Below are 24,780 nucleotides of genomic sequence, written 5' to 3'. Positions count from 1 at the left end.
CATGGGGTCGTTGCTGGTGATCAGTGCCCACGCTGGTGACTTCGTGTGGCGTGCCGCGGGCGCGCTGGCGCTGGCCACGTCGCGCGGCGACCGCGCGAAGGTGCTGTGCCTGACCTACGGCGAGCGCGGCGAGTCGGCCAAGGCGTGGCGTGCGGGCAAAACACTCGCCCAGGTCAAGGAAATCCGCCGCGCCGAGGCCGCCGACGCGGCCGCGGTGCTGGGTGCGGAGATCGAATTCCTCGACGCGGGAGACTACCCGCTGGTCGAGTCGCCCGAGCTGGTCGACCGGATCGTCCGGGTCTACCGCGAGACCGAGCCGTCGGTCGTGCTGACCCATCCGCAGGCCGACCCGTACAACGGTGACCATCCCGCGGCGGCGCGGATGGCTTTGCAGGCAAGGGTTCTGGCGCAGGCCGTCGGCTATGACGCGCCCGGCGAGCCGCTCGGCGCGCCGCCGGTGTTCTTCTTCGAGCCGCATCAGCCCGAGCAGTGCGACTTCAAGCCCGACGTGCTGCTGGACATCACGCCGGTCTTCGAGATCAAGCGCAAGGCGATGGAGTGCCTGCCCGCGCAGCAGCACATGTGGGAGTACTACACCGATCTCGCCAAGCGTCGCGGCGTGCAGCTCAAGCGCAACGCCGGACCGAATCTCGGCCTGCCGCACGCCACCATGGGCGAGGCGTACGTGCGGTTCTACCCGCAGGTCACGGACGTACTGGCATGAAACCCGTGATCGTCACCGGTCCGGCGCGCGCCGATTTGTCCATAGTGGACGATTTGGCCGGCTACGGCGTGGCCACCGTGCACGAAGCGTTGGGGCGCAGCGGCCTGCTGGGGCCGCGGTTGCGGCCGATCCAGCACGGCACCCGGATCGGCGGCACCGCGGTCACGGCGCTGTGCTGGCCTGGCGACAACCTGATGATCCACGCCGCGGTCGAGCAATGCGGTGAGGGCGACATCCTGGTCGTGACCACGACTTCGCCGTCAACGGACGGGCTGTTCGGCGAACTGTTCGCCACCGCGTTGCGCTATCGGGGGGTGCGCGGCCTGGTGATCAACGCCGGTGTCCGCGACGTCGCCGACCTGCGCGCGCTCGGCTTCCCGGTCTGGTCGGCGGCCATCAGTGCGCAGGGCAGCGTCAAGGCGACAGCAGGCGCGGTCAACGTCCCCGTGGTGCTGGGCGGCCACATCGTCAGGCCGGGCGACGCGATATTGGCCGACGACGACGGTGTCCTTTGTGTACCCCGCGATTCCGTCGATGTCGCGCTGTCGGCTTCGAAAGCGCGGCTGGACAAGGAAGCCGCGTCGCGCGAGGCCTTCGCGAACGGGGAACTCGGGCTCGACCGGTACGGGCTGCGCCGCAAGCTGGAGGAACTCGGCGTGCGGTACGTGACCGCCGAGGAGTACGCGCGATGACCGGCGTGCGCTGCATGCTCATGCGCGGCGGAACGTCCAAAGGCGCCTACTTCCTCGCCTCCGACCTGCCCGCCGATCCCGCCGAGCGCGACGACCTGCTGCTGCGGATCATGGGCACCCCCGATCCACGCCAGATCGACGGCATCGGCGGCGCGCACCCGGTCACCAGCAAGGTGGCGATCATCGCGCGCGCCGACGGGCCGGGCCGGGACGTCGACTACCTGTTCCTGCAACTCGGCGTCGGCGATGCGACGATCTCGGACCGCCAGACCTGCGGCAACCTGCTCGCCGGCGTCGGCCAGTTCGCCGTCGAGCGTGGGCTGGTGCCCGCGGGCTGGGAGGACACCAGCGTCCGGGTCCTGCTCCTCAACACCGGATCGATCGCGGTCACGACGTTCCCGACACCCGGCGGCCGCGTCGACTACCGCGGCACGACCGCCGTTTCCGGGGTGCCGGGCACGGCGGCCGCGGTCGAGCTGGAGTTCACCGGCACGGCGGGATCGGTCTGCGACAGCCTGCTGCCCACCGGTGCCGTGTCCGACGACATCGACGGCATCCAGGTGTCCTGTGTGGACAATGGCATGCCCGTGGTCGTCGCCCGCGCCGCCGACTTCGGCATCACCGGCTACGAGCCCGTCGACGACCTGGCCGCCGACACCGCTCTCGCCGCGCGGATCAACGCGGTGCGTACCGAAGCGGGCAAGCTCATGGGCCTCGGCGACGTCACCGCGCTCTCGGTACCCAAGACCACGCTCGTGGCGGCGCCCCGCGACGGCGGCGCGATCTGCACGCGGACGTTCATCCCGGTGCGCCCGCACCCGTCGATCGGCGTGCTCGGCGGGGTCAGCGTCGTCACGGCACTGCTACTCGAAGGCGCGGCCGGGAGTGAACTCTTCGTCGCCCCGCCCGATGGCGGCCCCGTCGAGATCGAGCACGCGAGCGGAAGCCTCGCCGTCGGCATCGACCTCGACACGACCGTCTCACCACCACGGGTGACCAGGTCGAGCGTGTTCCGCACCGCGCGGAAACTGTTCGACGGCACCGTCTTTCCCCGACCTTGAGCCGCAGGAGAAGTCCATGCCCCACCCCTCGCCCCGCCACGAGATCGCCCACCTGGGGCACGTCGAACTCTTCACCCCCGAGCCGGAGAAGAGCCTCGACTTCTTCGTCCGCGTACTCGGCCTGACCGAGAACGGCACGGACGGCGACTCCGTTTATCTGCGCACCTGGGACGACTACGAGCACCACAGCCTGAAACTCACCGCATCCACGACCTCGGGCGTCGGCCGCACCGCTCTGCGCGCGTCCAGCGAGGAAGCGCTCAACCGCCGGGTGGCGGCACTGGAGGAACGCGGACTCGGCATCGGCTGGGTCGACGGCGACGAGGGCATCGGCCCGACCTACCTCTTCCGCGACCCGGACGGCCACGAACTCGAGATCTACTGGGAAACCGAGCGCTACGTCCCGCCCGCGGACCTGCGGCCCGCGCTCAAGAACCAGGCACAGGCCTACCCCGGGCGCGGAGTCGGCGTCCGCCGACTCGACCATGTCAACTACCTCGCGGCCGAGGCCGCGACCAACGGCGGCTTCATCTGCGACGCGCTCGGTGGCCGCGTCACCGAGCAGATCATGCTCGACACCGGCGTGATAGCGGGCCAGTGGACCCACTTCGCGCAGAAGTCCTACGACCTCGTCTACACCAACGACCGCACCGGTTCGCACGGCCGCCTCCACCACATCGCCTTCGCCACCGACACCCGCGAGGACATCCTCCGCGCCGCGGACATCGCACTCGACAACGGCGTCCACATCGAAACCGGCCCCCACAAGCACGCGATCCAGCAGACGTTCTTCCTCTACCTCTACGAGCCGGGCGGCAACCGCATCGAGCTCTGCAACCCCACCGGCAGGCTCATCTTCGCGCCGGACTGGCAGCCGATCACGTGGACCGAGGCCGAGCGAGCCAAGGGCCAAGCCTGGGGCCTGAAGACGATCGAGTCCTTCCACACCCACGGCACCCCGCCCCTGGCCTCGTAAGCGTTGCGGGCGGTTCTATTGACGGGAAAGCCGAACATGGCGTACCCGAGGGCGGCTTGGGTGAGGGCCTCCCTCACCCAGATATGCGCAATGCCGGGTAGTTATGGGGCGGGCAGGTTGGTCTAGCCCGCTGCTCGGTGGGTGCCGCGGGGGTGGTTGAACGTTGTGAACGGGGCGTTCGCAACGCTGAGCGACGCATACGCCCCGTTCGTTCCGTCCACCCCGCCCCGCAAAGAAGGCAAATGCGAAATTGCGGGGCGAAATTCGGCCGGTCGAATCCTTTGTGGACGTTAGGTGCTTGCGGCCGGGCCACCGACGACGGCCCGGCCGACTCGGCTTTCACGTGCTCGCGTGCCGATTGACAACGCTCACGACCCCAAGTCGCGGGCTCGCGCCCCAACCTGGCCGTATAACACCCTATACGGCGCCGCCAAGTGCGCCACGTCACCGAAGGCCGGCCAAAAAACGCCAAGGAACGGGGAGTGACCGCTTCGACGACTGGCTTGACTGAAAATTTAGTCAGGATTAGTGTCGGTGAGCGAGAACCCTGAGACTGAAGGAGACGTGGTGCGACGCCGACGCTTCATCCGATCGAGCGTGGTGACGATCGGTGGCCTGCTGCTGGCCGGGTGCGACGAACCCGCCGCGAGCACGAACGCGAGCCAGAACCCAGGTCAGAACCCGGGCCCGGGAACGAAAGCGCCGCGCACCGTGATCATGCCTGACGAGGGTGACCCGCATCGGCGCACCTGGATGGCCTTCGGGGCGAGCGAGCGAATCTGGGGTGCGCGGGCTTTGCCGCAGGTGCGCCGGGATCTCGTGACCATCGCGAACTCGATCGCGCGGTTCGAGCCGGTGTCGATGCTGGTGCGGCCCGGTGAGCTGGAGGTCGCGAAGACGCTGGTCGGCCCGAATGTCGAACTCGTGGCCGCCGAGATCGACGACCTGTGGATGCGCGATACCGGGCCGGTTTTCGTCAGGGGTGCCAAGGCGGGTGTGGACTTCAACTTCAACGGGTGGGGCGGGAAGCAGGAGCACCGGAAGGACGCGACGGTCGCCGAGTTCGTCACCGGCCGGGTGGGTGCCGAGACGCTGCACACCGAGCTGGTGCTCGAAGGCGGTGGGCTGGAGGTCGATGGTGAGGGCACCGCGATCATCACGGAATCCTGTGTGCTCAACGACAATCGCAACCGCGGGCGGTCGAAGGCCGAGGTGGAGGCCGAGCTCGGCAAGCTGCTGGGGATCAAGAAGGTGATCTGGCTGCCCGGTATCGCCGGAAAGGACATCACCGACGGCCACACCGACTTCTACGCGCGCTTCGCGGGGCCGGGTGTGGTGGTCGCCGGGTTCGACAACGACCCGGAATCCTTCGACTACGCGGTCACCCGGCGGCATTTGGAGATCCTGCGCGGCGCGACCGACGCACGAGGCCGCGCGCTGCGGGTCGAGACGCTCGACGGGCCGTCGGTGTTGCGCGCCAAGAACGCCGGGGATGACTTCGCTGCCGGCTATATAAATTTCTATGTCTGCAACGGCGCGGTCATCGCGCCCGAGTTCGGTGACGCGGAGACCGATTCGGCCGCCAAGGCCACGCTGACGAGGTTGTTCCCTGGCCGCGAGATCGTGCAGATCCCGATCGACGCGATCGCCGCGGGCGGTGGCGGGATCCACTGCACGACCCAGCAGGAACCCGCCGAACTATAGTGGGCTGCCGTGCCTGAGCGTCGAACCCAGATCCTGCAAGCCGCGGTCCGCGTCATCGCCCAAGACGGGGTTCGCGGGCTACGGGTCGAGAAGCTCGCCGCCGAGGCCGGCGTGTCGACCGCGCTGATCTACTACCACTTCAAGGATCGCGCCGGGATTCTGCACGCCGCGCTCGAGCACATCAACCATCGTGCCGAGAGCTACACCGACGCGGCGTTCACCAGCGGCGATCCGGTGACGCGGCTGGAACGGCTGCTGCTGCTCGAACTCCAGGACACCGACGAGGTCCGGGAGAACAGCATCGCCTGGGGTGAACTGCGCGCCAGCGCCGTGTTCAACGACGGCTTGCGCGAGGCCTTGAGCGCGACCACGCGCGCGTGGAACGCCGACGTCGAGAGCCTCATCCGCGAAGCTCAGGCCGCCAAGAAAGTCGCGGCGGACGTCGACGCCGGGCTTGCCGCCGAGCACCTCACCGCGCTCGTCGAAGGGCTCAGCGAACGCTGGCACAGCGGCTCGATCACGCTGGAACGTGCCCGTCGGGTCCTGACTTCCGCCCTCGCGGGCCGGCTTCGCTAGGACTGCTACGTCCCGATTGAGAACGCGTCGAGGTCGAACTTGTTGGACGGGCCGCGCACGCCCCACAGGCGCCCGTCGTGCCAGAAGTACTGGAAGTCCTGGGTCACCGGCGAGCCGCCGCTCTGCGTCTTGAGCGGGTGGGCGGTCACCGGGCCGGGTGAGCCGTCGGTGAGCGAGAATCGGGCGATCCGCTGGTCGCCGTCGGGGGTCGCGGGCGAGATGAGGGTGACCACAGAGCCGTTCTCGGCGGCGAGCGGCATGATCGCCCTGCCGTCGGGGATCGCCCGCTCCCACTTCTTTTCGCCGGATTTGATGTCGTGCGCGACGAGCTTGTTGGTGCCGTTGAGCGGAATCGTGGTGACACTGACCATGAGGCCGTCGCTGATCAGGAACCGGTGGCCTGGCTGGTGGTTGTTCGTGAACTCGAGGCCGACGCCGTCGGCGTGCAGCCCGTCGGGCTCGCCCAGCTTGCCCGCGTCGATCAGGCCGGTCTTCTCGAACTTCTCGTCCATGATGAGGTAGACCGAGTTCTTGCCGCCGCTGATCAGCGCCACCGGCGGATCGGCCGTGAGCAGGCGGGGGCTGCCGAACCGGTCGTCGCCGTCCTTGGTGCCGAAGTCCTTGCCCTGGCTCAGTTCACCGGTCGCGGGATTGAGGTAGGCGAAGGTGATCGCGGGGTCGCTGATGAAACCGGCGATCGAGACGATGAGCGACTCCTTGGCCGGGAGCATGCTGACGATGGCGCTGGTGCCCTGGTCGCCCCCGGTCGGCTTGACCACCGGCTTGGACCAGCGCTGCGAGCCGGTCGTGAGGTCGAGGCCGATGGTCCCGTAGTTCTGGGCGACCACCACGACGTCACCCATGATCTCCAGCGCCGCGCCGGTGCGAGCCTTCTCCGGCGAGACGCTCTGCGGCACCTCCATCGGCTGCTGCCAGCCGAACTGGCCGGTCTTGAGGTTCAGCAGGGTGGCGAACTTGCATTTCGCGTCGCCCTGCTCGTTGAGTTCCTTGCCGAAGGCGATGGCCATCTGGTCGTTGACCGGCCTGGTGCCGACCCCGCAGAACTTGCCGCCGTCGGCGGGCGGCTTCGCCTGCCAGACCTGCTTGCCGTCGGCTTTGGCGAACGCGGTGATCGTGCCCTGGTAGGCCGCGACCAGGGTGTCACCGACCTCCCACGCGCCGAACCCCTTCTCGTACTGGGGCCGGTCGAGGTGCACCTGCCAGTTCTGGGAACCCGCGGCCGGCACCGGCTGGCCCGAGGTGCTGCCGCTCTGTGGGGCGGGGTCGGCGGTGAGCATGATCGGCACCACGATCGCGGCGGCGACGACCAGCACCAGCACGGGCACGAGCCACAGCCAGAGCTTCTTGTTCGACTTGAGGTCCGGTGCTTCTGAGCTGACCCAGTCGTTGGGGCCGGGATTCCAGCCTGGCTGCTGCGGCTGCTGGTACCCCAGGTGGGGATGCTGCTGCTGCTGGGGATACTGGCCCTGCGGCGGCGGGTTCTGGCGTGGCGGTGGGTAGCCCTGCGGCTGGTTCTGGTTGTTCTGCCAGCCGGAATACTGCTGCCCCACGGTCACTGCCTCCCTGGATCTGCCCCCGGGAGACAGGCTAAGCGGAGGCGAACCGCGAGGCGACCGGGGGTGCCTGGCGGGCGATCTTGGCGTGGCGGGTGACGGGGAAGCGCTGGTCGAGGTCGAGCAGCAGCGGGGTCAGCGACATCAGTGCCAGCAGTGCCAGCCCGGCGTAGGCGCCCACGGTCGCGATGATCGTCATGATGGTCTCCCTTGCTCCCAGTCCGCCCGTTCCGGCGGCCTGCTACCAGCATCGCCCCCGGGCGGCACCCGGCGGATCGGTCAACCGGCGCGGCGGCATTGACCGAACGGCCCGTTCGCGCGGGCCGTTCGGCCGAGTCCACAAAGGACTGCCGGAACTGTGAGGTTCGCCTGACGGAGCGGCGAGGTGACGCACGGTATGCGAGGGTGGGGTCATGGCCGCCTCCCGGAGATCCGCATTGCTGTCCTGGACCGTGGTGGTTCCGCTGCTCAGCGTCGTCGTGCTGGCGCTGAGCTGGGGCCGTGACCTCGGGCCGGTGCCGGTGGCCGTGGTGGCGCTCGCGCTGGCGGGCACCGTGCTGTCCGCGGTGCACCACGCCGAGGTGGTCGCGCACCGCGTCGGCGAGCCGTTCGGCTCACTGGTGCTGGCGGTCGCGGTGACGGTGATCGAGGTCGCGCTGATCGTCACCATGATGGTCTCCGGTGGCCCCGAGACCGCCTCGCTGGCTCGTGACACCGTGTTCGCCGCGGTCATGATCACGATGAACGGCATCGCGGGCATCTCGCTGATGGTCGGCGCCCGCCGCTACGGAGAGACGCACTTCAATCCCGAGGGCAGCGGCGCCGCGCTGGCGACCGTGGCCACGCTGGCCACCCTCAGCCTGGTGCTGCCGACCTTCACCTCCAGCACGCCCGGCCCGGAGTTCAGCGGCACCCAGCTCACCTTCGCCGCGCTCGCGTCGCTGCTGCTCTACGGCCTGTTCGTGCTGACCCAGACCGTGCGTCACCGCGACTTCTTCCTGCCGGTGGAGACCGACGGCTCGGTCAAGCCGGAGGACCACGCCGAGCCGCCGACCGGCCGGGCCGCGCTGACCAGCCTCGGGTTGCTGGTCGTCGCGCTGGTCGCGGTGGTCGGGCTGGCCAAGGTCGAGTCACCCGCGATCGAGGCCGGGGTCCGCGCGGCCGGGTTCCCGCAGTCGTTCGTCGGTGTCGTGATCGCGCTGCTGGTGCTGCTGCCCGAGACCTTGGCCGCCGTGCGCGCCGCGCAGCGTGACCGGATGCAGACCAGCCTCAACCTCGCCTACGGCTCCGCGATCGCCAGCATCGGGCTGACGATTCCGGCGATCGCGCTGGCGTCGGTGTGGCTGAGCGGGCCGCTGCTGCTCGGCCTCGGCGCGACCCAGATCGTGCTGTTCGCGCTGACCGTGCTGGTGAGCGCGCTGACCGTGGTGCCAGGCCGTGCGACCCGCCTGCAGGGTGGCGTGCATCTGGTGCTGCTGGCGGGGTTCCTGGTGCTCGCGATCAACCCGTGAGCGCCTCGACGGCCGGTGCCTGCTTGTCGCGCAGCAGCGTGTGACCCTTGATCATCCAGGCGACACCGAAGGCGAACGTGGCAGCGGACTCGAGCCACAGTATCGGCCGCAGCGCCCGGATCTCCTCCTCGAAGATCCGTCCGGAAAGGACGATCAGCACCAAACACGCCAGAATGGTCCAGCCGCAGGTGCGGTAGACCCGGTTGCGTACCTCCTGGCGCGTGCCCGGCTCGACGGGCTCGGGGAACAGGCCGATGCAGAAGTACGCCAGCGTCAGGAAGAACACGGCCGCGCACACCACGTGCGCGATGCCGAGCGCCTGCTGGACCTCGGTCGGGTTCACCGGCCTGGTCGGGCACAGTGCGAGCCCGATCGCACCGGCGCCCGCGACGTAGCCCGCGAAGTTCTCGGTGCGGCTCTTGCCGTAGTAGCAGAGCAGGAACACGCCCGCGGCGCACATCCCGCCGACGAAGATGTCACGCAGGTCGCCGTAGTAGTAGCCGCTGATCGAGGTCAGCAGCTCGCCGGTGAGCAGTAACTGCCCGACGATGAGCACGAGCGGCAGCGCCATGCCGACGCCGCCGATGACGCGGCGCAGGAACAGGTACGAATGGACCATCGTCTGCTCTGGGGTGGGGATCATGACCGCCTCCGGTCGTCGAACGGGAGCTGCTTACCGGACCCATCGGCACACGGGTGGCCTGAGGTGACCCCATGCGGGATTCGAATTAGTCGCGTTTGGATGACGCCGCCGGGAATGAATGCGGCGCCCGGCTGGTAGAGCACGATATGAAACTTGACGACGCCGCTGCCGCGCTCATCGGCTCCGGAGCCGACGCGACACTGGTCACGCTGAATCCCGACGGCAGCCCGCAGGTCACTGTGGTCTGGGTGGCACTGCAATCGACGCCGGACGGCGACGAACTCGTGGTCGGTCACCTCAGCGAACACAAGAAGGTCCGCAATGTCCGCCGCGACGGCCGGGTGGCGGTGACCATCGTTTCCCCCGAGAAGGGCGAGGTGATGCGGCCGTACCTCGCGATCACCGGCACCGCCCGCGTCGTCGAAGGGGGAGCGCCTGAACTGCTCGCCGAGCTCGCCAAGACGCTGGCCAGCCCCGGGGTGAAGTTCCCGCCGGAGAACGCGCCGCCGGGCCTGCTGACCCGGATCCGGATCGAGAAGGTCGGCGGCGTCGGCCCCTGGGCGTCCTGAGCGGCTACACGACGCCCGCCTCGATCAGCTGCTGCCAGATCACGCCCTGATCGACGACCTCGACCTCGAGCTTCTCGGCCTTCGCGATCTTGCTGGCGCCGACATCGGCGCCGGTGATCAGCAGGTCGGTGCTCGCCGAAACCGAGGACGCGATGGTCGCGCCCGCCTTCTCGCACAGCCGCTGGAAGGTCGGGCGGGCCACCTTCTCGCCGGAGCGCGGGTCGCTGATCGAGCCGGTGATCACCACCGTCTTGTCCGCGAGCGGCGCGCCGGACACCACGACCGGCGGGAGGTCCTCGTCGCGCACGTCGAGCGAGACGCCACGCTCGCGCAGCCGTTCCAGTTCGGGGCGCAGGCGCGTGAGGTGCTCGATCAGCGAGGCGGCGACCTTCGGGCCGATGTCCTCGACGGCCACGAGCCCGTCGACACCCGCGTCGGCGACGTCTTCGAGCGAGCCGAACCCCGCGCGGCAGAGACGGGCCGCTGTGCCTTCGGAGGCCATGGGGATCGCGAGGCCGATCAAGGCCCGGCGCAGGCCGACCTGGCGGCTGGCATCGATGGACTCGACCATGCGCGTGGCCGAGATCTCGCCGATGCGGTCGAACTCCAGCAGCCGTTCCTTGGTCAGTGTGTAGAAGTCCGACGGGTGCTCGAGGATGCCCGCCTCGGCCAGCCGCTCGATCCAGACCCCGCCGATGGCGTCGATGTCCGCCGCCGCCCGCGACGCCCAGTGGATCAGCCGCCGGACGGTCTGCGCGGGGCAGGCGACGTTGGTGCAGAACAGTTCCCGGCTGTTGCCCTGCTCGGTCAGCGGCTGCTCGCAGGACGGGCACACGCTCGGCGGCACGATCTCTTTTTCTTCGCCGGTGCGCTTGGACGCGTCGAGCACACCCGCGACGAACGGGATCACATCGCCGGCGCGGCGCACCAGCACCGTGTCGCCGATCTTGATGCCGCGCGCGCGGATGACCTCCTGGTTGGCCAGCGTCGCGCGGGTGACGGTGGTGCCGCCGACGAACACCGGCTCCAGCCAGGCGACCGGGGCGATCTTGCCGGTTTTGCCGACGTCCCACACCACATCGGCCAGGATGGTGGTCTTCTCCTCGGCGGCGAACTTGAAGGCCAGCGCGCCACGCGGCGAGCTCGACCGGGTGCCGGCGGCGGCGTACGCGTCACGGTTCGCCAGCCGCAGCACGGCTCCGTCGAGGTCGTAGTCCAGCTCGTTGCGCTGCTGCTCGATCGTGGTGATCACGGCCTGCGCGGCCGCCGCGTCCTCGCAGTGGCGCATGTCGGCCGCGTCGAACCCGAGTGTCCTCAGTGCACCGTCCAGATCGGTCTCCGCGCTGTCCGGATCCGTGTGCAGGTCGAACGCGAAGAACTGCAGCCGCCGCTCGGCCACCGTGGCCGCGTCCTTGGCACGCAGCGTGCCCGCCGCCGCGTTGCGCGGGTTGATCAGCGGCTTGTCCGGATGCGCGACGTTGTACGCGGCGAAGGTGGAGCGCAGCATGACCGCCTCGCCGCGCACCTCGACCCGCCCTGGCGCGTCGACCTTGTCCGGCACACCATCGGTCAGCGCCCTGACCAGCGGCGTCACGTCGTCGCCCGTGGTGCCGTCGCCGCGGGTGACCGCACGCGCGAGCCTGCCGTTCTCGTAGACGAGCGCCAGCGACAGCCCGTCGAGCTTCGGCATCACCACCACCGGCTGGCCGGGGAACCGGTCGAAGAAGGCCGCGACCTGCTCCGGCTGGGTCGCCTTCTCCAGCGACAGCATCGGCCGCGAGTGCCGGATCGGCGCGTGCAGCACGGCGGGCGCGCCGACCTGCTCCAGCGGGTTAGGGTCGGGCGCCAGCTCCGGGTTCGCCGCGATCAGCCCGCGTAACTCGTCTTCGATCGCGTCGTACTCGGCGTCCGCCACGGTCGGCGAACCCCGGTAGTAGGTGTCGCGCAGCACGACGATCCGGTCGGCGAGTTCCTGTATGCGCTCTCGAGCTTCCACGCCGGAGACGCTACCCGCGAGCACCGACAAAACCGTGCGCAACCCGATCGGGGCGGCTCGCGCGACGTGAACGCCACTTCCACAACGTTCACCGTTGCGAAAGTGGCGTTCACGCGGAAGCCCGGTGCGCGCGGGCGGCCGAATCTTGGCGAGATCTTGGAGTTCCGCTGGACCTTTGCTGGGCCGGTCCTTCCCCGCCGGAAGACATAGTTGACGCATCAGATGAAACCCGATCAGGCAGGCGGAAAACGATGCGTAGCAAGACTTTCACCGTGACCGGCGTCCTCGGCACCGTCGCCGCGCTCGCGTTGGTGACCGGCTGTTCCACCACGCCGGCCAAGCTCGATGTCTCGACGCTGTTCAGCAACTGGAACGCCGCGCTGGCGACCGGCGACGCCGACAAGGTCGCCGACCTCTACGCGCCGGACGCGGTGCTGCTGCCGACCGTGTCCGACAAGGTGCGGACGAACAGAGCCGACATCGTCGACTATTTCAAGCATTTCCTGGAGAACAAGCCGTCCGGCACCATCGAGAACGAGGTGGTCAATGTGCTGGACGAGGACACCGCGGTCAACACCGGCGTCTACCGGTTCGCGCTCGCCACGGACGGGAAAACGCAGGAAGTCAGGGCCCGCTACACCTTCGTTTACGAGCTGAGGGACGGGAAGTGGCTGATCGTCAACCACCATTCCTCCGCCATGCCGGGGAAGGCCTAGCGAGCGGGGCGGAGGCTGATCCGGACGCACAGGCCGCCGCCCGCGTTCCCGATCAGGCCGACGAGGCCGCCGTCCTCGGTGACCAGCTGCTTGACGATCGCCAGGCCGAGTCCGGAACCCGACTGCCCGGTGGCGCCCGAGCCGCGCCAGAACCGGTCGAACGCGCGCTGGCGGTCGGCATCGGGCAGTCCGGGGCCCTCGTCGGTCACCTCGAGCAGGACGTGGTCGTCCAGCCTGCCGGTGCGGACGGTGACCGAGCCGCCGTCGGGGGAGACCTCGAGCGCGTTGGACAGCACGTTGTCCAGCACCTGCTCGAGGTGCCCTGGACTGGTGAGCACCTCCTGGCCCGCGTCCGCGTGCTCGGCCAGCAACCGGACTCCGCGGTCGGCGGCGACGGCCCGCCACACCTCGAACCGGTCGTCGACCACGGCCGCGATCCGGACGCGCTCCGGCGTGCTCACGGCGGCCTCGGCCCGCGCGAGGGTGAGCAGCCCGTTGACGAGCCTGCTCATCCGGACGACCTCGGCGGTGGCCAGGTCGATGTCTTCGCGCAGGATCGGATCCGAGGCACCGTCCGCGATGTTGTCCAGCGAGAGCCGCAACGCGGTGAGCGGGGTGCGCAGCTGATGTGAGGCGTCCGCGATGAACGCGCGCTGCGACTGGACCAGCGTGTCGATCGTCTCCGCCGCGTTGTTCAGCGTCCTGGCCAGTGTGCGTGTCTCGGTCGGCCCCGATTCCTGGGCCCTGGCGCTGAGATCGCCGTCCCGCAGCTGCCGCGCCATCCGGTTGAGCTCGCGGAAAGGCCTGGTCAGCCGTCTGGCCAGCAGTGCGCCCAGTATCGCTGCGGCGATCAGCACGGCCACGGCGAGTATCGCGCGGAAGCCCCAGATCTGGAGCTGGCGTTCGTTCAGCGGCGCCGACGGGTAGCTCACCCGGACGGCCCCGACGACGGCGCCGGTCGCGTCACGGGCGGGCACCGCGAGCACGAGTCCGGTCTCGCCCAGTGCCGGAGCCTCGCCCCAGCTCGTGCTCGCGCGGCCCGCCAATGCCTCGGTGAAGGCCGGATCGTCGGGGGCGAACGGCATGGGCATCGGCGAGGCCGCGATCCGGCCGGCGAGCAGGACGTCGAGCCTGCCCGGTGTCTCGTGGTCGTAGACGACGGCCAGCCGCGCGAGTGCCTGTCGTGACGGCGCGTCCGGGGCCGCGAGCAGCAACGCGGCGGTTTCAGCCTCTCGGCGCACGGAGGTCTCGGTGTCGCCGCGCAGCTGCCCGGTGAGCACGAACGCGACCGGCACGGTGAACGCGGCGATCGCGACCGCGACCAGCAGTACGTAGCTGACGACCAGTCTGCGGTTCATCAGGACGTGACCAGCCGGAAGCCGACACCGCGGACCGTCTCCAAGGTCACCGCGTCACCGAGCTTGCGCCGCAGCGCCCCGATGTGGACGTCGAGTGTCTTCGTCGGGCCGAACCAGTTGCTGTCCCAGACCGCTTCCATGATCTGTTCCCTGGTCAGCGCCGCGCCGGGCTCCTCGGTCAGGAACGCCAGCAGGTCGAACTCCTTCGGCGGCAGCTGGAGCTCCTCGCCGTCCAGATGGACCCGGCGGCCGCGCCGGTCGATGAGCAGCCGCCCGCCCGCGTAGCTGTCCGGCTTGGGGGCGGCGGCCTGCTCCGGCGCCGTGGCCGTCTGGCTCCGGCGCAGCACCGCGCGCATCCTGGCGACGACCTCCCTGACCCCGAACGGCTTCGAGACGTAGTCGTCCGCGCCGATCTCCAGGCCGACCACGCGGTCCACCTCGTCGGAGCGCGCGCTGATCACGATGATCGGCACGTCGTCGCCGCGTGCCCTGAGCTGACGGCAGATGTCCAGTCCATCGGTGTCCGGCAGCCCGAGGTCGAGCAGCACCAGCGCGGCAGGCTCGGCGGTGAGCGCCTCGGCACCCGTCTTGACCCATTCGACCTCGAAGCCATAGCGGCTGAGCCCGCGCCGCAACGACTCGGCGATCGGTTCGTCGTCTTCGACCAGCAGTACGCGCACGCGGCGATCATGCCATCACACCGGCGGGAAAACCCATTCGCCGTCCACTATGGATACATCGGGTCATACCGTACGGGGGTACAGCCCGCGTTGACACGGGTACCCCCTATGGGTATACCTTGGAGACGTCGAGAGGACATGGAATGCAGACAGCGGTGAAGCTCTCCGTGTACGGGGTGGCACTCGCGTTGATCGCCGGGGGCGCGTGGGCGGCGGGTTCCGCCGTCGGTCCCTTCGAAGGCGAAGCCGGGGCGCAGCACACCGAGGAAGCCGGGCACGGGGACGCCCATGGCGCGGAAGCGCCCAGTGACGATCTGCCCGGCGGGCTGGCGTCGTCGATCGGCGGCTACACCCTCACGCCCGCCGACACGACACTGACGCCAGGAGTGACCACTACTTTTTCGTTCCGCGTGACCGGTCCCGGCGGACAAGCGGTCACCGCGTACGACGTCAAGCATGAAAAGCGGATGCACCTCATCGTGGTGCGCCGTGATGGTTCGGGCTTCCAGCACGTGCACCCGGCGCTCGCCGCAGATGGCACCTGGACCGTTCCGCTGACCTTGCCGAAGGCGGGCAGCTACCGCGCGTTCGCCGACTTCGCGCCGACCGGCGGCAAGGCCACGACGCTCGGCGTCGACCTCGCCGCGCCCGGCGACTTCCAGCCGTCGACCTCTCCGCCGGAGCGAGTGTCCGATGTGGATGGTTACCAGGTTCGGCTCGCCGGGGATCTCGTGCCGGGCAAGTCGTCGAAGGTCACGCTGACCGTGGCCAAGAACGGCGGTCCCGTCACCGATCTGCAGCCGTATTTGGGCGCCTACGGGCACCTTGTCGCGCTGCGCGGCGGCGATCTCGCCTATCTCCACGTGCACCCGGACGGCATGCCGGGCGACGGCAAGACCGCGGCAGGGCCGTCGGTCACGTTCTACGCCGAGGTGCCGTCCGCGGGCACGTACCGGCTTTTCCTGGACTTCCAGCACGAGGGCAAGGTGCGGACGGCCGACTTCACCGTGGCCACGGAAGGGGTGACCGCATGACCGCGAACCTGGACCAGGCGGCGGCGACCGCCGAGATCGAACTCTCGATCACCGGGATGACCTGTGCCTCCTGCGCGATGCGCATCGAGAAGAAGCTGAACAAGCTCGACGGTGTCACCGCCACCGTCAACTACGCGACCGAGAAGGCGAAAGTCTTCTACGGCAACGGAATCGAGCCGCGGCAGCTGATCGAGCAGGTCGAGGCCGCCGGTTACTCGGCCGCGTTGCCTGCCAAGGAAGAAGAGCCCCGGCACGAGGAAGACGAGACCGCGCCGCTGCGGCAGCGGCTGATCGGGTCGGCGGTGCTGTCGGTGCCGGTGATCGTGCTGGCGATGGTGCCCGCGTTCCAGTTCACCTACTGGCAGTGGATCTCGCTGACACTCGCCGCGCCCGTGCTCGTGTGGGCGGCATGGTCGTTCCACCAAGCGGCTTGGACGAACCTGCGGCACGGCGCCGCCACCATGGACACGCTGATCTCGATGGGCACGCTGGCCGCGTTCCTGTGGTCGCTGTACGCGCTGCTCTTCGGGAGCGCGGGCGTGCCGGGGATGACGCATCCGTTCGAGCTGACCGTCCAGCGGATGTCCGGCGACGGCAACATCTACCTGGAGGTGGCCGCCGGCGTCACCACGTTCATCCTCGCCGGGCGGTACTTCGAGGCCCGGTCGAAGCGACGGGCAGGCGCCGCGTTGCGCGCGCTGCTCGAACTCGGCGCGAAGGACGTCGCCGTGCTCCGCGACGGGCGCGAGCACCGCGTCCCGACCGACCAGCTCGTCGTCGGCGACCTGTTCGTGGTGCGGCCTGGCGAGAAGATCGCGACCGACGGCGTCGTCGCCGAAGGAAGCTCCGCGGTGGACGCGAGCATGCTGACCGGCGAGAGCGTGCCGGTCGAGGTCGGCCCCGGCGACGCGGTGGCGGGCGCGACGGTGAACGCGGGCGGCAGGCTGATCGTCCGCGCGACCCGGATCGGCGCCGACACCCAGCTCGCCGTGATGGCCAAGCTGGTCGAGGACGCCCAGACCGGGAAAGCCCAGGTCCAGCGGCTCGCGGACCGGATCTCGGCGGTGTTCGTGCCGATCGTCATCGCGCTCGCCACCGGTACGCTGATGTTCTGGCTCGGCGCGGGCGCGCCGGCCTCGGCCGCCTTCACCGCGGCCGTCGCCGTCCTGATCATCGCCTGCCCGTGCGCGCTCGGGCTCGCGACGCCGACCGCGCTGCTCGTGGGGACCGGGCGCGGCGCGCAGCTCGGCATCCTGATCAAGGGCCCGGAGGTGCTGGAGTCCACCCGTCGCGTCGACACGGTCGTGCTGGACAAGACCGGCACGGTCACCACCGGCCAGATGGCGCTCGTCGAGGTCCACGTCGCCGAGGGTGCCGACGCCGATGAGGCGCTCCGGCTGGCTGGTGCGCTGGAGACCGCTTCGGAACACCCGATCGCCCGCGCGATCGCCCGTGCGGCGGGCGACGATCTCCCGAAGGCCGAGGAGTTCACCAACCTCGAAGGCCTTGGCGTGCAAGGGATCGTGGCAGGAAAGGCGGTGCTCGTCGGCCGTGCCTCACTGCTGGAGCAGTGGAGTCACCGGCTGCCGGAGGCACTCGCCGAGGCGAAGGCGGCCGAGGAGAAACTCGGCCGGACCGCGGTGGTCGTCGGCTGGGACGGGCAGGCTCGCGCGGTGCTGGTCGTCGCGGACACCGTGAAGCCGACGTCCGCGGACGCCGTCAAGCGGCTGCGCGAGCTCGGGCTCACCCCGGTGCTGCTCACCGGCGACAACGAGGCCGCGGCCCGTGCCGTCGCCGCCGAGGTCGGCATCGACCAGGTGATCGCCGAGGTGCTGCCCAAGGACAAGGTCGACGTGGTCACCCGGCTGCAGGCCGAAGGCAAGGTCGTCGCCATGGTCGGCGACGGCGTCAACGACGCGGCCGCACTGGCGCAGGCCGACCTCGGCCTCGCGATGGGCACGGGCACCGACGTCGCGATCGAGGCCAGCGACCTCACGCTGGTGAGTGGTGACCTGCGCGCGGCGGCGGACGCGATCCGGTTGTCGCGGCGGACGCTGCGCACGATCAAGGGCAACCTGTTCTGGGCCTTCGCCTACAACATCGCGGCGCTGCCGCTGGCGGCCGCTGGCCTGCTCAACCCGATGATCGCGGGCGCGGCGATGGCGTTCAGCTCGGTGTTCGTGGTCAGCAACAGCCTGCGGCTGCGGGGGTTCCGCTGACGGACGCTCAGAGGCACGGTGGCCGGTGGCCGTCGACACGCAGACCCCGGAAGTCGAGCCGGTTCGGGGTCTTGCCGACGAAGACGAAGCCCCGTGCCTCGCTCAGCGCCGAGGCGAAGGTGTGCGACGGCTTGCCCAATTCGGGCAGCCACGTCCACTTGCCGGGGGAGAAGCTGAAGAACCTGGTCACGCGCTTCCCGCCGGTCGACGGGACGAGGGTGAGCCACTTGTCGCCGCCGCTCCAGTGCGAGGCGGGCCGCAGCTGCACGTAGAGGTCGTCGGTCGCGCTGTAGGTCATCCAGAAGCCCGAGGACTGGGACAGATCCGCCTGCGCCTCGAACTGGTTGCCGAGCCAGACGACGACCACGTGCCACTCGGCGTTGAGGAAGGTCACCTTGGCGGCGTACCGGTCGTGGTCGCGGACGAGCAGGCTCCCGGTGGCCGGGACGGTGGTTCCCTCGCCGCTGGCGAGCCACTGCTGCAGCCGGTCGATCGACGGGGTCGAGCACTCGCAGGCCGGGCTCGCCGTCGCGGGGATGGGCAGCGAAAACGCCGCCACACAAGCGAAAGCGGTGACCGTCGCACGACCGAAAACCGATCCCAGGCGCATTCCAGGAAATGTAGAGGCACCCGCCGGGGTTGTCTAGACCATGCGTCCGGGTGGAGGAAATCTCCACCCGCGGATACGGCGTGCGCCTCAAGACCGCGGGGGTGGTCCGGACCTAACTTCGGGGTACATCGAAAGCCCTCGGAGGGGAACACATGAGTGGCGTCACGCAGATCGTGCTGATCATCGCGGTCATCGGGTACGTGCTGGTCAGGCGGATGACAGGGCAGCCGGCGGAGGCCAAGCGGATGCTGGTGCTGCCCGCGATCCTGGTGGTCGTCGGGCTGTCGGACCTCGGCTCGGCCACCCGGTCGGGTATCGCGCTGACGTTCCTGGTCGTGACCACCGCGATCGGCGTGGCACTCGGCGCGCTGCGCGGGCTGACCATCCGGCTGTATCACCAGGACGACATCGTCTTCATGCGCTACACCTGGGTGACCGTGCTGCTGTGGGTGGCCAACATCGGCGTCAAGCTCGGCGCGGGCGCGTTGCTCGCCGCACTCGACAAGGGGACGGATTCGAACAACGCGATGTTCGTGTCACTGGGCTTCGGGCTGCTCGCCGAAGGTCTGGTCGTGCTGGCGAAGGCCCTGCGCTCGGGCAAGCAGGTCGTGTGGAAGACCGGCAAGGACGGCAGGCCGCACGAGCGCTCCCAGCTCCTGGATGACCTTCAACGGCGCGTGGGCGGCCGTGGCTGGCTACGCTGAGCGATGATGTCGGACGACGCGAGGGAACCGGGGACGCGCAGGCCCCGGTTCACCGACGAGCTGCTGCGCCCGTTCATCATGGGCACGCTGGTGCTGGTCACGGCGGTGCAGTTCACCACGCGCCCGCTGCTCGTCCCGCCACTCGCGATCGCGTTGCTGGTCGTTGTCTCGGCCATGACCATTGGCGCGCTCTTCCCGTGGCCGCAGCGCGCGACACTGCCGATCGTGCTGTCGTACGTGGTGCTCTCGGCGGTGCTGCTCGCGGTCGCGCAGTCGACGCTGGCGCCCGCGTTCGCGTTCGTCGCCAGCGGCATCGCCGGTAGACGGTTGCGCCCGCGCGTGGCGATCGGTGTCACGGTCATCGGCGCGCTCACCGCGGTCGGCGCCGTGCTCGTGGTCGAGGGGCTCCATCCGCTCGGCTCGGAATTGCCGTGGTGGCTCGGTTTCGCCGTCGCCGCGCCGGTCTACATGGGAATCGCCCGCCGCGAACGGCGTGACGCGCTGCTCAGCGCCGAGCGCGCGGCCGTGTCCGAATCCCGCGAGGCCGCGCTGCTGGAACGCGGGCGGATCGCGCGGGAGATCCACGACGTGCTCGGGCATTCGCTCTCCGGCATCGCGATGCAGCTCGACATGGCGGATGCCTTGTACGGCAAGGGACGCGGCGACGAGGCCACGCAAGCCGTGCGCCGCGCCAGGGCACTCGCGGTCGACAGCATCACCGAAACCCGGCACGCGATCCACGCGCTGCGCGAGGACACCCTGCCGCTGGAACGGACACTGGAGCTGATGGCGACGGGGGAGTCCGTCACCTTCGAGATCGACGGCACGCCGTCGCCGGTGCCGAGCGAGATCGCGCACGCGGTGATCCGCGCCGCGCAGGAGGCGCTGACCAACGCGGCCAAGCACGCGCCCGGCGCCGACCGCTCGATGAAACTGGGTTTCACGGGCGAAACCGTCTCGCTCACCATCGAAAACGGCCCGGCGCGCAAGCCTGCGGACCCCGCTCTCACCGCGGGCGGCGGGATGGGCCTGCCCGGCATGCGCGAGCGCGTCGCGCTGCTCGGTGGCACACTGCGAGCCGGACCGTCCTCTGTGGACGGCTGGAAGGTCGAACTGGAGGTGCCCCGATGACGATCGCGCTGCTCGTCGTCGACGACCAGGCCTCCGTCCGCGAGGCGCTCGCGGTGATGCTCGACCTCGCCGACGGCATCCACGTGGTCGCCACGGCCACCAACGGCAAGGAAGCCGTCGCCGCGGTCGCCGAGCATCACCCCGACGTGGTCCTGATGGACCTGCACATGCCGGTCATGGGCGGCGCCGAGGCCACCGGCCACATCCGCGCGGCCAGCCCGGACACCCAGGTCGTCGTGCTGACCACCTTCGACGACGACGATTCGATCCTCGCCGCGCTGCACGCGGGAGCGAGCGGCTACCTGACCAAGGAAGCCGACCGCGCCAAGATCGAGCAGGCCGTGCGCAGCGCCGCTTCGGGCCAGTCGGTGCTCGCTCCGGAAGTCCAACGCCGCTTGCTGTCGCTCGCGAGCCGTCCCGCCCGCGTCGAGGAGACGTTCACGCTGACCGCGCGGGAACGCGAGATCCTCGGCCTGATCGGCGAAGGCCTGCGCAACCCGGAGATCGCCTCGCGTCTGGTGATCAGCGAGGCGACCGTCAAGACGCACATCAACAACCTCTTCGCGAAAGCCGGTTTCCACTCGCGCGCCGACGCGGTCAGATACGCGCTCGGGCGTTAGCTCACCAGACCTTGCGGGGAACCTTGGCCACGAAGGTCTCGTTGCCGTCGTAGGCCAGGTAGATCTCCACGGCGCTGATCCCGCCTGCCGGGCCCGGCTCGGCCCAGCCGAACTTCCTCGGCCCGTTCGACGCGGTACGCGTCTGGATGTCCTGCAACCGGCTACCCGAGTAGAACTTGAAGATCACCGTGGTGCTGCCTGCCGGTTCGCGGTCGAACACCACCCCGCTGACCCCGACCGAGCGCTCGTACCAGGTGAACGTGCCGTCGACGAACCCGCCCTTCGAGCTGGCGGTGTCGCCGTTGAAGTCCGACGTGGGGTAGCCGGCCGCGGTCGCCGTCCCGGCGGTCGCGGCGAGCAGTGCGAGCGTGGTGATGCCTGCGGCCGTGCGCCTCATAGGTGGTTCTCCCTTTTGATCTTCCTTGCTGACGCCCGAATGTTAACCGGGCGCCGAGTCGCGGATGGGCGCTTTTCCACGATCACGGCCTGGGCGGAATCTGGGCGGGACTTGTGATAGCGGCCGAAACCGCTACGCCACGCGGCCCAATTCGCGCCGGATCGGTTACGTTCGGCCGGAATGCGGCGATGCTGTGGTCAGTGGCCTCCGCAGCGAGGTTGGGGGCAGAAGGTCCATGGGGGGACAACAGTGCTGCTGTCTTTACGTTCGCGCGGCCGGATCGCCGCGCTCACCTCGATCAGCGCCTTACTGGCGGTCATGACCACGGGCGTCGCGCAGGCGGCGCCGCCGTCCAACGACGACTTCGACAACTCGACGGCGATCACCGCGCTGCCGTTCAGCGCCCAGCAGGACACCGGTGAGGCCACCGAGGGCAGCGACGACCCGTTCTGGTGCCAGGGCTACCACGCGCAAGGCAGCGTGTGGTTCGACTACACCGCGACTGAGAACGGTCTGCTCCGCGCCACGACAGCGGGCAGCGACCATGCGACGGTGCTGGCGGCGCACGTCGGATTGCGCCATGAGCTGAGGGGCGTCACCAACGCCTGCGACAGCGGGGAAAACGCCCAGATCACCTTCCCGGCGACCGCGGGAACGACGTATCACTTCATGGTCTCCGGCTACGACGTCGCAGGCGGCGCGCTGAAGTTCGCCGTGGACACCATCGCGCCCGCCGCCAACGACGCCTTCGCGAAGGCCGAGCCCGTTTCCGGCCTGCCTGCCACGAAGACGCCGGATCTTTCGACAGCCTCGTTCGAGGCCGACGAGCCGGATTCGACCTGCGTCTACAACGAGGCGCAGCCGTCGGTCTGGTACGCCTACACCACCGCGGGACCCGCGCACTCGGTCACCGCGCGGACCGAGTCGTACGACACGGCCGTCACCGTCTACACCGGGAACAGCCTGCCCGAACTGCGGCAGGTCGCCTGCAAGTCGTACTCGTACGGAGACCGCGCGGTGTTCCGCGCGAATCCCGGCACGACCTACTACCTCCGCGTCACCGGCGACCACGGCAAGCCCGTCAAGCTGGACCTGGCCGAGGCGCCCCCGCTCCAAGCGCAGATCGACCGATCGCCGTCGGACGCGACCGTGTTCGACGAGATCCGGTTCGAGGCGAGATCCTGGGCCGAGATCGACAACCCGCTGACCGCCGAGTGGGACTTCGGCGACGGCACCAAGGCGCCCGCGAGCACCGAGGCGGTCAAGCACCACTACGCGGCCGACGGCGTCTACCCGGTCACCATGCGCGCCACCTCGCCCGACGGCCGCACCGCGACCATGACCAACCAGGTCACCGTGAACACGCACGACGTCGGCATCACCCGGTTCGACACGCCGTCGGCCGCCCGAGCAGGCCAGAGCAAGCCGATCACGGTGTCCGTCGCGAACGCGCGCTACGGCGAGACGGTGACCGTGGTCGTGACCAAGCACGACGGGACGTGGTGGAAGGAGGTCGGCAGGCTGACACTGGCCGTGCCCGCCCGCCCGGACCGCAAGGTGCAGTTCCCGTTCTCTTATACGTTCACGAACGAGGACGCGCTCAAGGGCAAGGCCACGTTCCGCGCGGAGGCCGAGCTGCCCTACCCGGTCCGGGACGCACTGCCGGCCGACAACGAGGTGATCGCCATCGCGACGACCGTGAAACCGCGTGCCGCCAGCTTGGTCATGGACTGACTTTCCGAGGGGGAACGAAATGATGCTGTCCACCAGAACGGCGGTCATCGGCTTCATCGCCGCCGCGGTTTCTGTCCTGCTGCCCGGTTTCGCACACGCCGATCCACCGTCCAACGATGATTTCGACACCGCCACCACCATCGCCGCGCTGCCGTTCCGCACGACCGCGGCCACGACGGGGACCACCGCTGCCGCCGATGACCCGACCTCGTGCAGCGGTCAGATCACGGGGAGCGTGTGGTACCGCTATACCGCGCCGGCGGACGGTATTGTCCGCACCTCGCGCGGCGGCGGCCGGTTCGGCCCGTTCATCGCGGTGTACACCGGTGCGCGGGGTGACCTGACCCAGGTGCCGGGTGCCTGCCAGAATCCGCTCAACGGCATACCGTCGGCCACGTTCCACGTCACCGCGGGCACGACGTACCACGTGCTGCTGTTCGAAATCCTCGGCGGCTCCGGCAAGGTCGACTTCGATTTCATGGCCGTTCCGCCGGAACCCAACGACGCCGTCGCGGCCGCGACGGTGGCCGGGCTGCCCGCGGAGTACACGGGCGACCTGGCGCGTGCGTCGGCCGAGCCCAGCGAGCCGACGGCGAGCTGCGATCCAGAGGCGGTCCAGTCGGTTTGGTACCGCTACACACCTGAGCGCACGAGATCGGTGAGCTTGGACAAGCTCTACGGCAAGGCGCCCGCGATCAGCGTGCACTCCGGCGGTGTCGAACTGGACTGTGTGCCGGCGGGGAACTATCTGGAGTCGGTGTTCACCGCCGTCGCCGGGCAGACCTACTACATCAGGGTGGCCGACTCCGCCGAGCGCGCGGCGTGGTTCGACCTGCGCATCGCGACCGCGCCCGCGTTGCAGCCCAGGGTGAATCCCTACCCGGACCGCCCGTCCGTCTACACCGATGTCGAGTTCAATCCGACCTCGGGCGACCAGCTCGGCCGCAAGCTCGTCAGCGGTGAAATCCGCTTCGGCGACGGGACCTCCGCACCGATCACCGGCACGCCGATCCGACACAAGTACACGGTGGACGGTACGTACCAGGTCGAGGTGACGGGGTCGACCAACGACGGCCGCACGGGGACCGGCAGCACTTCTTTGAAGGTCGAGACACATGATGTGAGCCTGACCGGCTTCTCCGCGCCCGCGACCGCCCGCGTCGACCAGACGAAGTCGCTCAAGGTCTCGGTCGTCAACGCCCGCTACGGCGAGACGGTGAAGGTGAGGCTGCTTAGGCAGACACCGGAGGGCTACTTCAACGAGGTCGGTTCGCTCACCCAAGCGGTGGCGGCGCCGGGGAAGGTCGACTTCCCGTTCGCGTACACCTACACCGGGGCCGACGCGGCGGCGGGCAAGGTGACGTTCAAGGTGGTGGCCACCCTGGAGGACAACCACGACGACGCCCGGCCCGCGGACAACGAGCTGGTCGCCGTGACCAAGCTCTGAGTCGTGGGGGGGGGGGGGGGGGTGGTGCGCCCCCCCCCCCCCCCACCCCCCCGCAGCCGCGGGGGGAGGCGAACAGAGCACGGGGCCGGGGGGAGTGGGTGCCA

At 69.5% G+C, this 24,780-nt stretch carries 24 protein-coding genes; 16 read left to right on the top strand and 8 right to left on the bottom strand.

Translation table 11 applies throughout. From position 1 onward, the window contains the following. Nucleotide 1 precedes the first annotated feature (1 nt). The 6 genes from ACFV15_RS15750 to ACFV15_RS15725 all read left to right on the top strand — a co-directional run bounded on the left by ACFV15_RS15750 (nucleotide 2) and on the right by ACFV15_RS15725 (nucleotide 5,733). Nucleotides 2-724, top strand: a complete 723-nt coding sequence (locus ACFV15_RS15750) for a PIG-L deacetylase family protein (RefSeq protein ID WP_378351153.1) — start codon at nucleotides 2-4, stop codon at nucleotides 722-724. Then, nucleotides 721-1,416 (top strand): 4-carboxy-4-hydroxy-2-oxoadipate aldolase/oxaloacetate decarboxylase, encoded by a 696-nt coding sequence (locus ACFV15_RS15745; protein ID WP_378351152.1) that lies wholly within the window; start codon nucleotides 721-723, stop codon nucleotides 1,414-1,416. The genes ACFV15_RS15750 and ACFV15_RS15745 overlap by 4 nt, the downstream gene beginning before the upstream one ends. Further along, nucleotides 1,413-2,477 (top strand): 4-oxalomesaconate tautomerase, encoded by a 1,065-nt coding sequence (locus tag ACFV15_RS15740; protein ID WP_378351151.1) that lies wholly within the window; start codon nucleotides 1,413-1,415, stop codon nucleotides 2,475-2,477. Before ACFV15_RS15745 ends, ACFV15_RS15740 begins: the two co-directional genes overlap by 4 nt. Before the next feature lie 16 nt (nucleotides 2,478-2,493). Then, nucleotides 2,494-3,453: a catechol 2,3-dioxygenase gene (locus ACFV15_RS15735; RefSeq protein WP_378351150.1), complete on the top strand. Its 960-nt coding sequence runs from the start codon at nucleotides 2,494-2,496 to the stop codon at nucleotides 3,451-3,453. A gap of 567 nt (nucleotides 3,454-4,020) precedes the next feature. Beyond that, on the top strand, nucleotides 4,021-5,157 hold the full coding sequence (locus ACFV15_RS15730) for an agmatine/peptidylarginine deiminase (protein ID WP_378351149.1): 1,137 nt from the start codon (nucleotides 4,021-4,023) through the stop codon (nucleotides 5,155-5,157). Between the two features lie 9 nt (nucleotides 5,158-5,166). After that, nucleotides 5,167-5,733, top strand: a complete 567-nt coding sequence (locus ACFV15_RS15725) for a TetR/AcrR family transcriptional regulator (RefSeq protein ID WP_378351148.1) — start codon at nucleotides 5,167-5,169, stop codon at nucleotides 5,731-5,733. A gap of 5 nt (nucleotides 5,734-5,738) precedes the next feature. Here the strand turns inward: ACFV15_RS15725 and ACFV15_RS15720 are convergent, their stop codons facing one another. Together ACFV15_RS15720 and ACFV15_RS15715 are read right to left on the bottom strand one after the other, a co-directional pair. Continuing rightward, the gene (locus ACFV15_RS15720; protein WP_378351147.1) at nucleotides 5,739-7,304 is read right to left on the bottom strand and encodes a PQQ-binding-like beta-propeller repeat protein; all 1,566 of its coding nucleotides are present in this window, start codon (nucleotides 7,302-7,304) and stop codon (nucleotides 5,739-5,741) included. 37 nt (nucleotides 7,305-7,341) lie between these two features. Then, nucleotides 7,342-7,506, bottom strand: coding sequence for a hypothetical protein (locus ACFV15_RS15715; RefSeq protein WP_378351146.1), 165 nt, complete (start codon nucleotides 7,504-7,506; stop codon nucleotides 7,342-7,344). A 214-nt stretch (nucleotides 7,507-7,720) separates the two neighbouring features. Between ACFV15_RS15715 and ACFV15_RS15710 the strand changes: the two genes are divergently transcribed. Next, nucleotides 7,721-8,818, top strand: coding sequence for a calcium:proton antiporter (locus ACFV15_RS15710; protein ID WP_378351145.1), 1,098 nt, complete (start codon nucleotides 7,721-7,723; stop codon nucleotides 8,816-8,818). Here ACFV15_RS15710 and ACFV15_RS15705 read toward each other — a convergent pair. Further along, nucleotides 8,808-9,461: a DUF998 domain-containing protein gene (locus ACFV15_RS15705; RefSeq protein WP_378351144.1), complete on the bottom strand. Its 654-nt coding sequence runs from the start codon at nucleotides 9,459-9,461 to the stop codon at nucleotides 8,808-8,810. The two genes, ACFV15_RS15710 and ACFV15_RS15705, sit on opposite strands and share 11 nt — an antisense overlap. A gap of 146 nt (nucleotides 9,462-9,607) precedes the next feature. Here ACFV15_RS15705 and ACFV15_RS15700 point away from each other — a divergent pair, with 146 nt between their 5' ends. Beyond that, nucleotides 9,608-10,030, top strand: a complete 423-nt coding sequence (locus tag ACFV15_RS15700) for a PPOX class F420-dependent oxidoreductase (protein ID WP_378351143.1) — start codon at nucleotides 9,608-9,610, stop codon at nucleotides 10,028-10,030. Between the two features lie 4 nt (nucleotides 10,031-10,034). Here ACFV15_RS15700 and ligA read toward each other — a convergent pair whose 3' ends face one another. Then, entirely contained in the window at nucleotides 10,035-12,026 is a 1,992-nt protein-coding gene (ligA, locus tag ACFV15_RS15695; protein ID WP_378351142.1) for an NAD-dependent DNA ligase LigA, read from the bottom strand. A gap of 251 nt (nucleotides 12,027-12,277) precedes the next feature. Here ligA and ACFV15_RS15690 point away from each other — a divergent pair, with 251 nt between their 5' ends. Further along, complete coding sequence (locus ACFV15_RS15690; protein WP_378351141.1) at nucleotides 12,278-12,742, top strand: SgcJ/EcaC family oxidoreductase; 465 nt, start codon at nucleotides 12,278-12,280, stop codon at nucleotides 12,740-12,742. Here the strand turns inward: ACFV15_RS15690 and ACFV15_RS15685 are convergent. Together ACFV15_RS15685 and ACFV15_RS15680 are read right to left on the bottom strand one after the other, a co-directional pair. Further along, on the bottom strand, nucleotides 12,739-14,100 hold the full coding sequence (locus tag ACFV15_RS15685; RefSeq protein WP_378351140.1) for an ATP-binding protein: 1,362 nt from the start codon (nucleotides 14,098-14,100) through the stop codon (nucleotides 12,739-12,741). The two genes, ACFV15_RS15690 and ACFV15_RS15685, sit on opposite strands and share 4 nt — an antisense overlap. Further along, nucleotides 14,100-14,780 (bottom strand): response regulator transcription factor, encoded by a 681-nt coding sequence (locus ACFV15_RS15680; RefSeq protein ID WP_378351139.1) that lies wholly within the window; start codon nucleotides 14,778-14,780, stop codon nucleotides 14,100-14,102. The genes ACFV15_RS15685 and ACFV15_RS15680 overlap by 1 nt, the downstream gene beginning before the upstream one ends. Nucleotides 14,781-14,923: 143 nt before the next feature. On the opposite strand from ACFV15_RS15680, the gene ACFV15_RS15675 reads away from it, so the two are divergent. Continuing rightward, the gene (locus ACFV15_RS15675; RefSeq protein ID WP_378351138.1) at nucleotides 14,924-15,814 is read left to right on the top strand and encodes a hypothetical protein; all 891 of its coding nucleotides are present in this window, start codon (nucleotides 14,924-14,926) and stop codon (nucleotides 15,812-15,814) included. Then, a complete protein-coding gene (locus ACFV15_RS15670) occupies nucleotides 15,811-18,033 on the top strand; it encodes a heavy metal translocating P-type ATPase (protein ID WP_378351137.1) in 2,223 nt (740 codons plus the stop codon). The genes ACFV15_RS15675 and ACFV15_RS15670 overlap by 4 nt, the downstream gene beginning before the upstream one ends. Nucleotides 18,034-18,040: 7 nt before the next feature. Here the strand turns inward: ACFV15_RS15670 and ACFV15_RS15665 are convergent, their stop codons facing one another. Beyond that, the gene (locus ACFV15_RS15665; protein WP_378351136.1) at nucleotides 18,041-18,643 is read right to left on the bottom strand and encodes a hypothetical protein; all 603 of its coding nucleotides are present in this window, start codon (nucleotides 18,641-18,643) and stop codon (nucleotides 18,041-18,043) included. A 152-nt stretch (nucleotides 18,644-18,795) separates the two neighbouring features. On the opposite strand from ACFV15_RS15665, the gene ACFV15_RS15660 reads away from it, so the two are divergent. The 3 genes from ACFV15_RS15660 to ACFV15_RS15650 are packed head-to-tail and all read left to right on the top strand — an operon-like array spanning nucleotide 18,796 to nucleotide 21,098. Further along, nucleotides 18,796-19,347 (top strand): DUF1453 domain-containing protein, encoded by a 552-nt coding sequence (locus ACFV15_RS15660; RefSeq protein ID WP_378351135.1) that lies wholly within the window; start codon nucleotides 18,796-18,798, stop codon nucleotides 19,345-19,347. Nucleotides 19,348-19,353: 6 nt separating this feature from the next. Beyond that, complete coding sequence (locus ACFV15_RS15655; RefSeq protein ID WP_378351134.1) at nucleotides 19,354-20,478, top strand: sensor histidine kinase; 1,125 nt, start codon at nucleotides 19,354-19,356, stop codon at nucleotides 20,476-20,478. Beyond that, on the top strand, nucleotides 20,475-21,098 hold the full coding sequence (locus tag ACFV15_RS15650; protein WP_378351133.1) for a response regulator: 624 nt from the start codon (nucleotides 20,475-20,477) through the stop codon (nucleotides 21,096-21,098). Before ACFV15_RS15655 ends, ACFV15_RS15650 begins: the two co-directional genes overlap by 4 nt. Before the next feature lies 1 nt (nucleotide 21,099). Here the strand turns inward: ACFV15_RS15650 and ACFV15_RS15645 are convergent, their stop codons facing one another. Further along, nucleotides 21,100-21,495: a hypothetical protein gene (locus ACFV15_RS15645; protein ID WP_378351132.1), complete on the bottom strand. Its 396-nt coding sequence runs from the start codon at nucleotides 21,493-21,495 to the stop codon at nucleotides 21,100-21,102. A gap of 249 nt (nucleotides 21,496-21,744) precedes the next feature. On the opposite strand from ACFV15_RS15645, the gene ACFV15_RS15640 reads away from it, so the two are divergent. Both ACFV15_RS15640 and ACFV15_RS15635 read left to right on the top strand, forming a co-directional pair. After that, nucleotides 21,745-23,229: a PKD domain-containing protein gene (locus ACFV15_RS15640; protein WP_378351131.1), complete on the top strand. Its 1,485-nt coding sequence runs from the start codon at nucleotides 21,745-21,747 to the stop codon at nucleotides 23,227-23,229. Nucleotides 23,230-23,251: 22 nt separating this feature from the next. Next, entirely contained in the window at nucleotides 23,252-24,676 is a 1,425-nt protein-coding gene (locus ACFV15_RS15635; protein ID WP_378351130.1) for a PKD domain-containing protein, read from the top strand. Nucleotides 24,677-24,780 lie beyond the last annotated feature (104 nt).

The organism is Amycolatopsis sp. NPDC059657 (assembly GCF_042734395.1).
GTDB lineage: Bacteria > Actinomycetota > Actinomycetes > Mycobacteriales > Pseudonocardiaceae > Amycolatopsis.
The sequence above is the reverse complement of the archived record's forward strand: the minus strand, read 5'-3'. Positions and strand labels throughout refer to the sequence as shown.

Excerpts from the sequence above, each read along its gene's own strand:
- ACFV15_RS15750 (WP_378351153.1), top strand. The coding sequence starts at position 2 with ATGGGGTCGTTGCTGGTGATCAGTGCCCACGCTGGTGACTTCGTGTGG.
- ACFV15_RS15745 (WP_378351152.1), top strand. The coding sequence starts at position 721 with ATGAAACCCGTGATCGTCACCGGTCCGGCGCGCGCCGATTTGTCCATA.
- ACFV15_RS15740 (WP_378351151.1), top strand. The coding sequence starts at position 1,413 with ATGACCGGCGTGCGCTGCATGCTCATGCGCGGCGGAACGTCCAAAGGC.
- ACFV15_RS15735 (WP_378351150.1), top strand. The coding sequence starts at position 2,494 with ATGCCCCACCCCTCGCCCCGCCACGAGATCGCCCACCTGGGGCACGTC.
- ACFV15_RS15715 (WP_378351146.1), bottom strand. The coding sequence starts at position 7,506 with ATGACGATCATCGCGACCGTGGGCGCCTACGCCGGGCTGGCACTGCTG.
- ACFV15_RS15710 (WP_378351145.1), top strand. The coding sequence starts at position 7,721 with ATGGCCGCCTCCCGGAGATCCGCATTGCTGTCCTGGACCGTGGTGGTT.
- ACFV15_RS15705 (WP_378351144.1), bottom strand. The coding sequence starts at position 9,461 with ATGATCCCCACCCCAGAGCAGACGATGGTCCATTCGTACCTGTTCCTG.
- ACFV15_RS15700 (WP_378351143.1), top strand. The coding sequence starts at position 9,608 with ATGAAACTTGACGACGCCGCTGCCGCGCTCATCGGCTCCGGAGCCGAC.
- ACFV15_RS15690 (WP_378351141.1), top strand. The coding sequence starts at position 12,278 with ATGCGTAGCAAGACTTTCACCGTGACCGGCGTCCTCGGCACCGTCGCC.
- ACFV15_RS15685 (WP_378351140.1), bottom strand. The coding sequence starts at position 14,100 with ATGAACCGCAGACTGGTCGTCAGCTACGTACTGCTGGTCGCGGTCGCG.
- ACFV15_RS15675 (WP_378351138.1), top strand. The coding sequence starts at position 14,924 with ATGCAGACAGCGGTGAAGCTCTCCGTGTACGGGGTGGCACTCGCGTTG.
- ACFV15_RS15670 (WP_378351137.1), top strand. The coding sequence starts at position 15,811 with ATGACCGCGAACCTGGACCAGGCGGCGGCGACCGCCGAGATCGAACTC.
- ACFV15_RS15665 (WP_378351136.1), bottom strand. The coding sequence starts at position 18,643 with ATGCGCCTGGGATCGGTTTTCGGTCGTGCGACGGTCACCGCTTTCGCT.
- ACFV15_RS15660 (WP_378351135.1), top strand. The coding sequence starts at position 18,796 with ATGAGTGGCGTCACGCAGATCGTGCTGATCATCGCGGTCATCGGGTAC.
- ACFV15_RS15655 (WP_378351134.1), top strand. The coding sequence starts at position 19,354 with ATGTCGGACGACGCGAGGGAACCGGGGACGCGCAGGCCCCGGTTCACC.
- ACFV15_RS15650 (WP_378351133.1), top strand. The coding sequence starts at position 20,475 with ATGACGATCGCGCTGCTCGTCGTCGACGACCAGGCCTCCGTCCGCGAG.
- ACFV15_RS15645 (WP_378351132.1), bottom strand. The coding sequence starts at position 21,495 with ATGAGGCGCACGGCCGCAGGCATCACCACGCTCGCACTGCTCGCCGCG.
- ACFV15_RS15635 (WP_378351130.1), top strand. The coding sequence starts at position 23,252 with ATGCTGTCCACCAGAACGGCGGTCATCGGCTTCATCGCCGCCGCGGTT.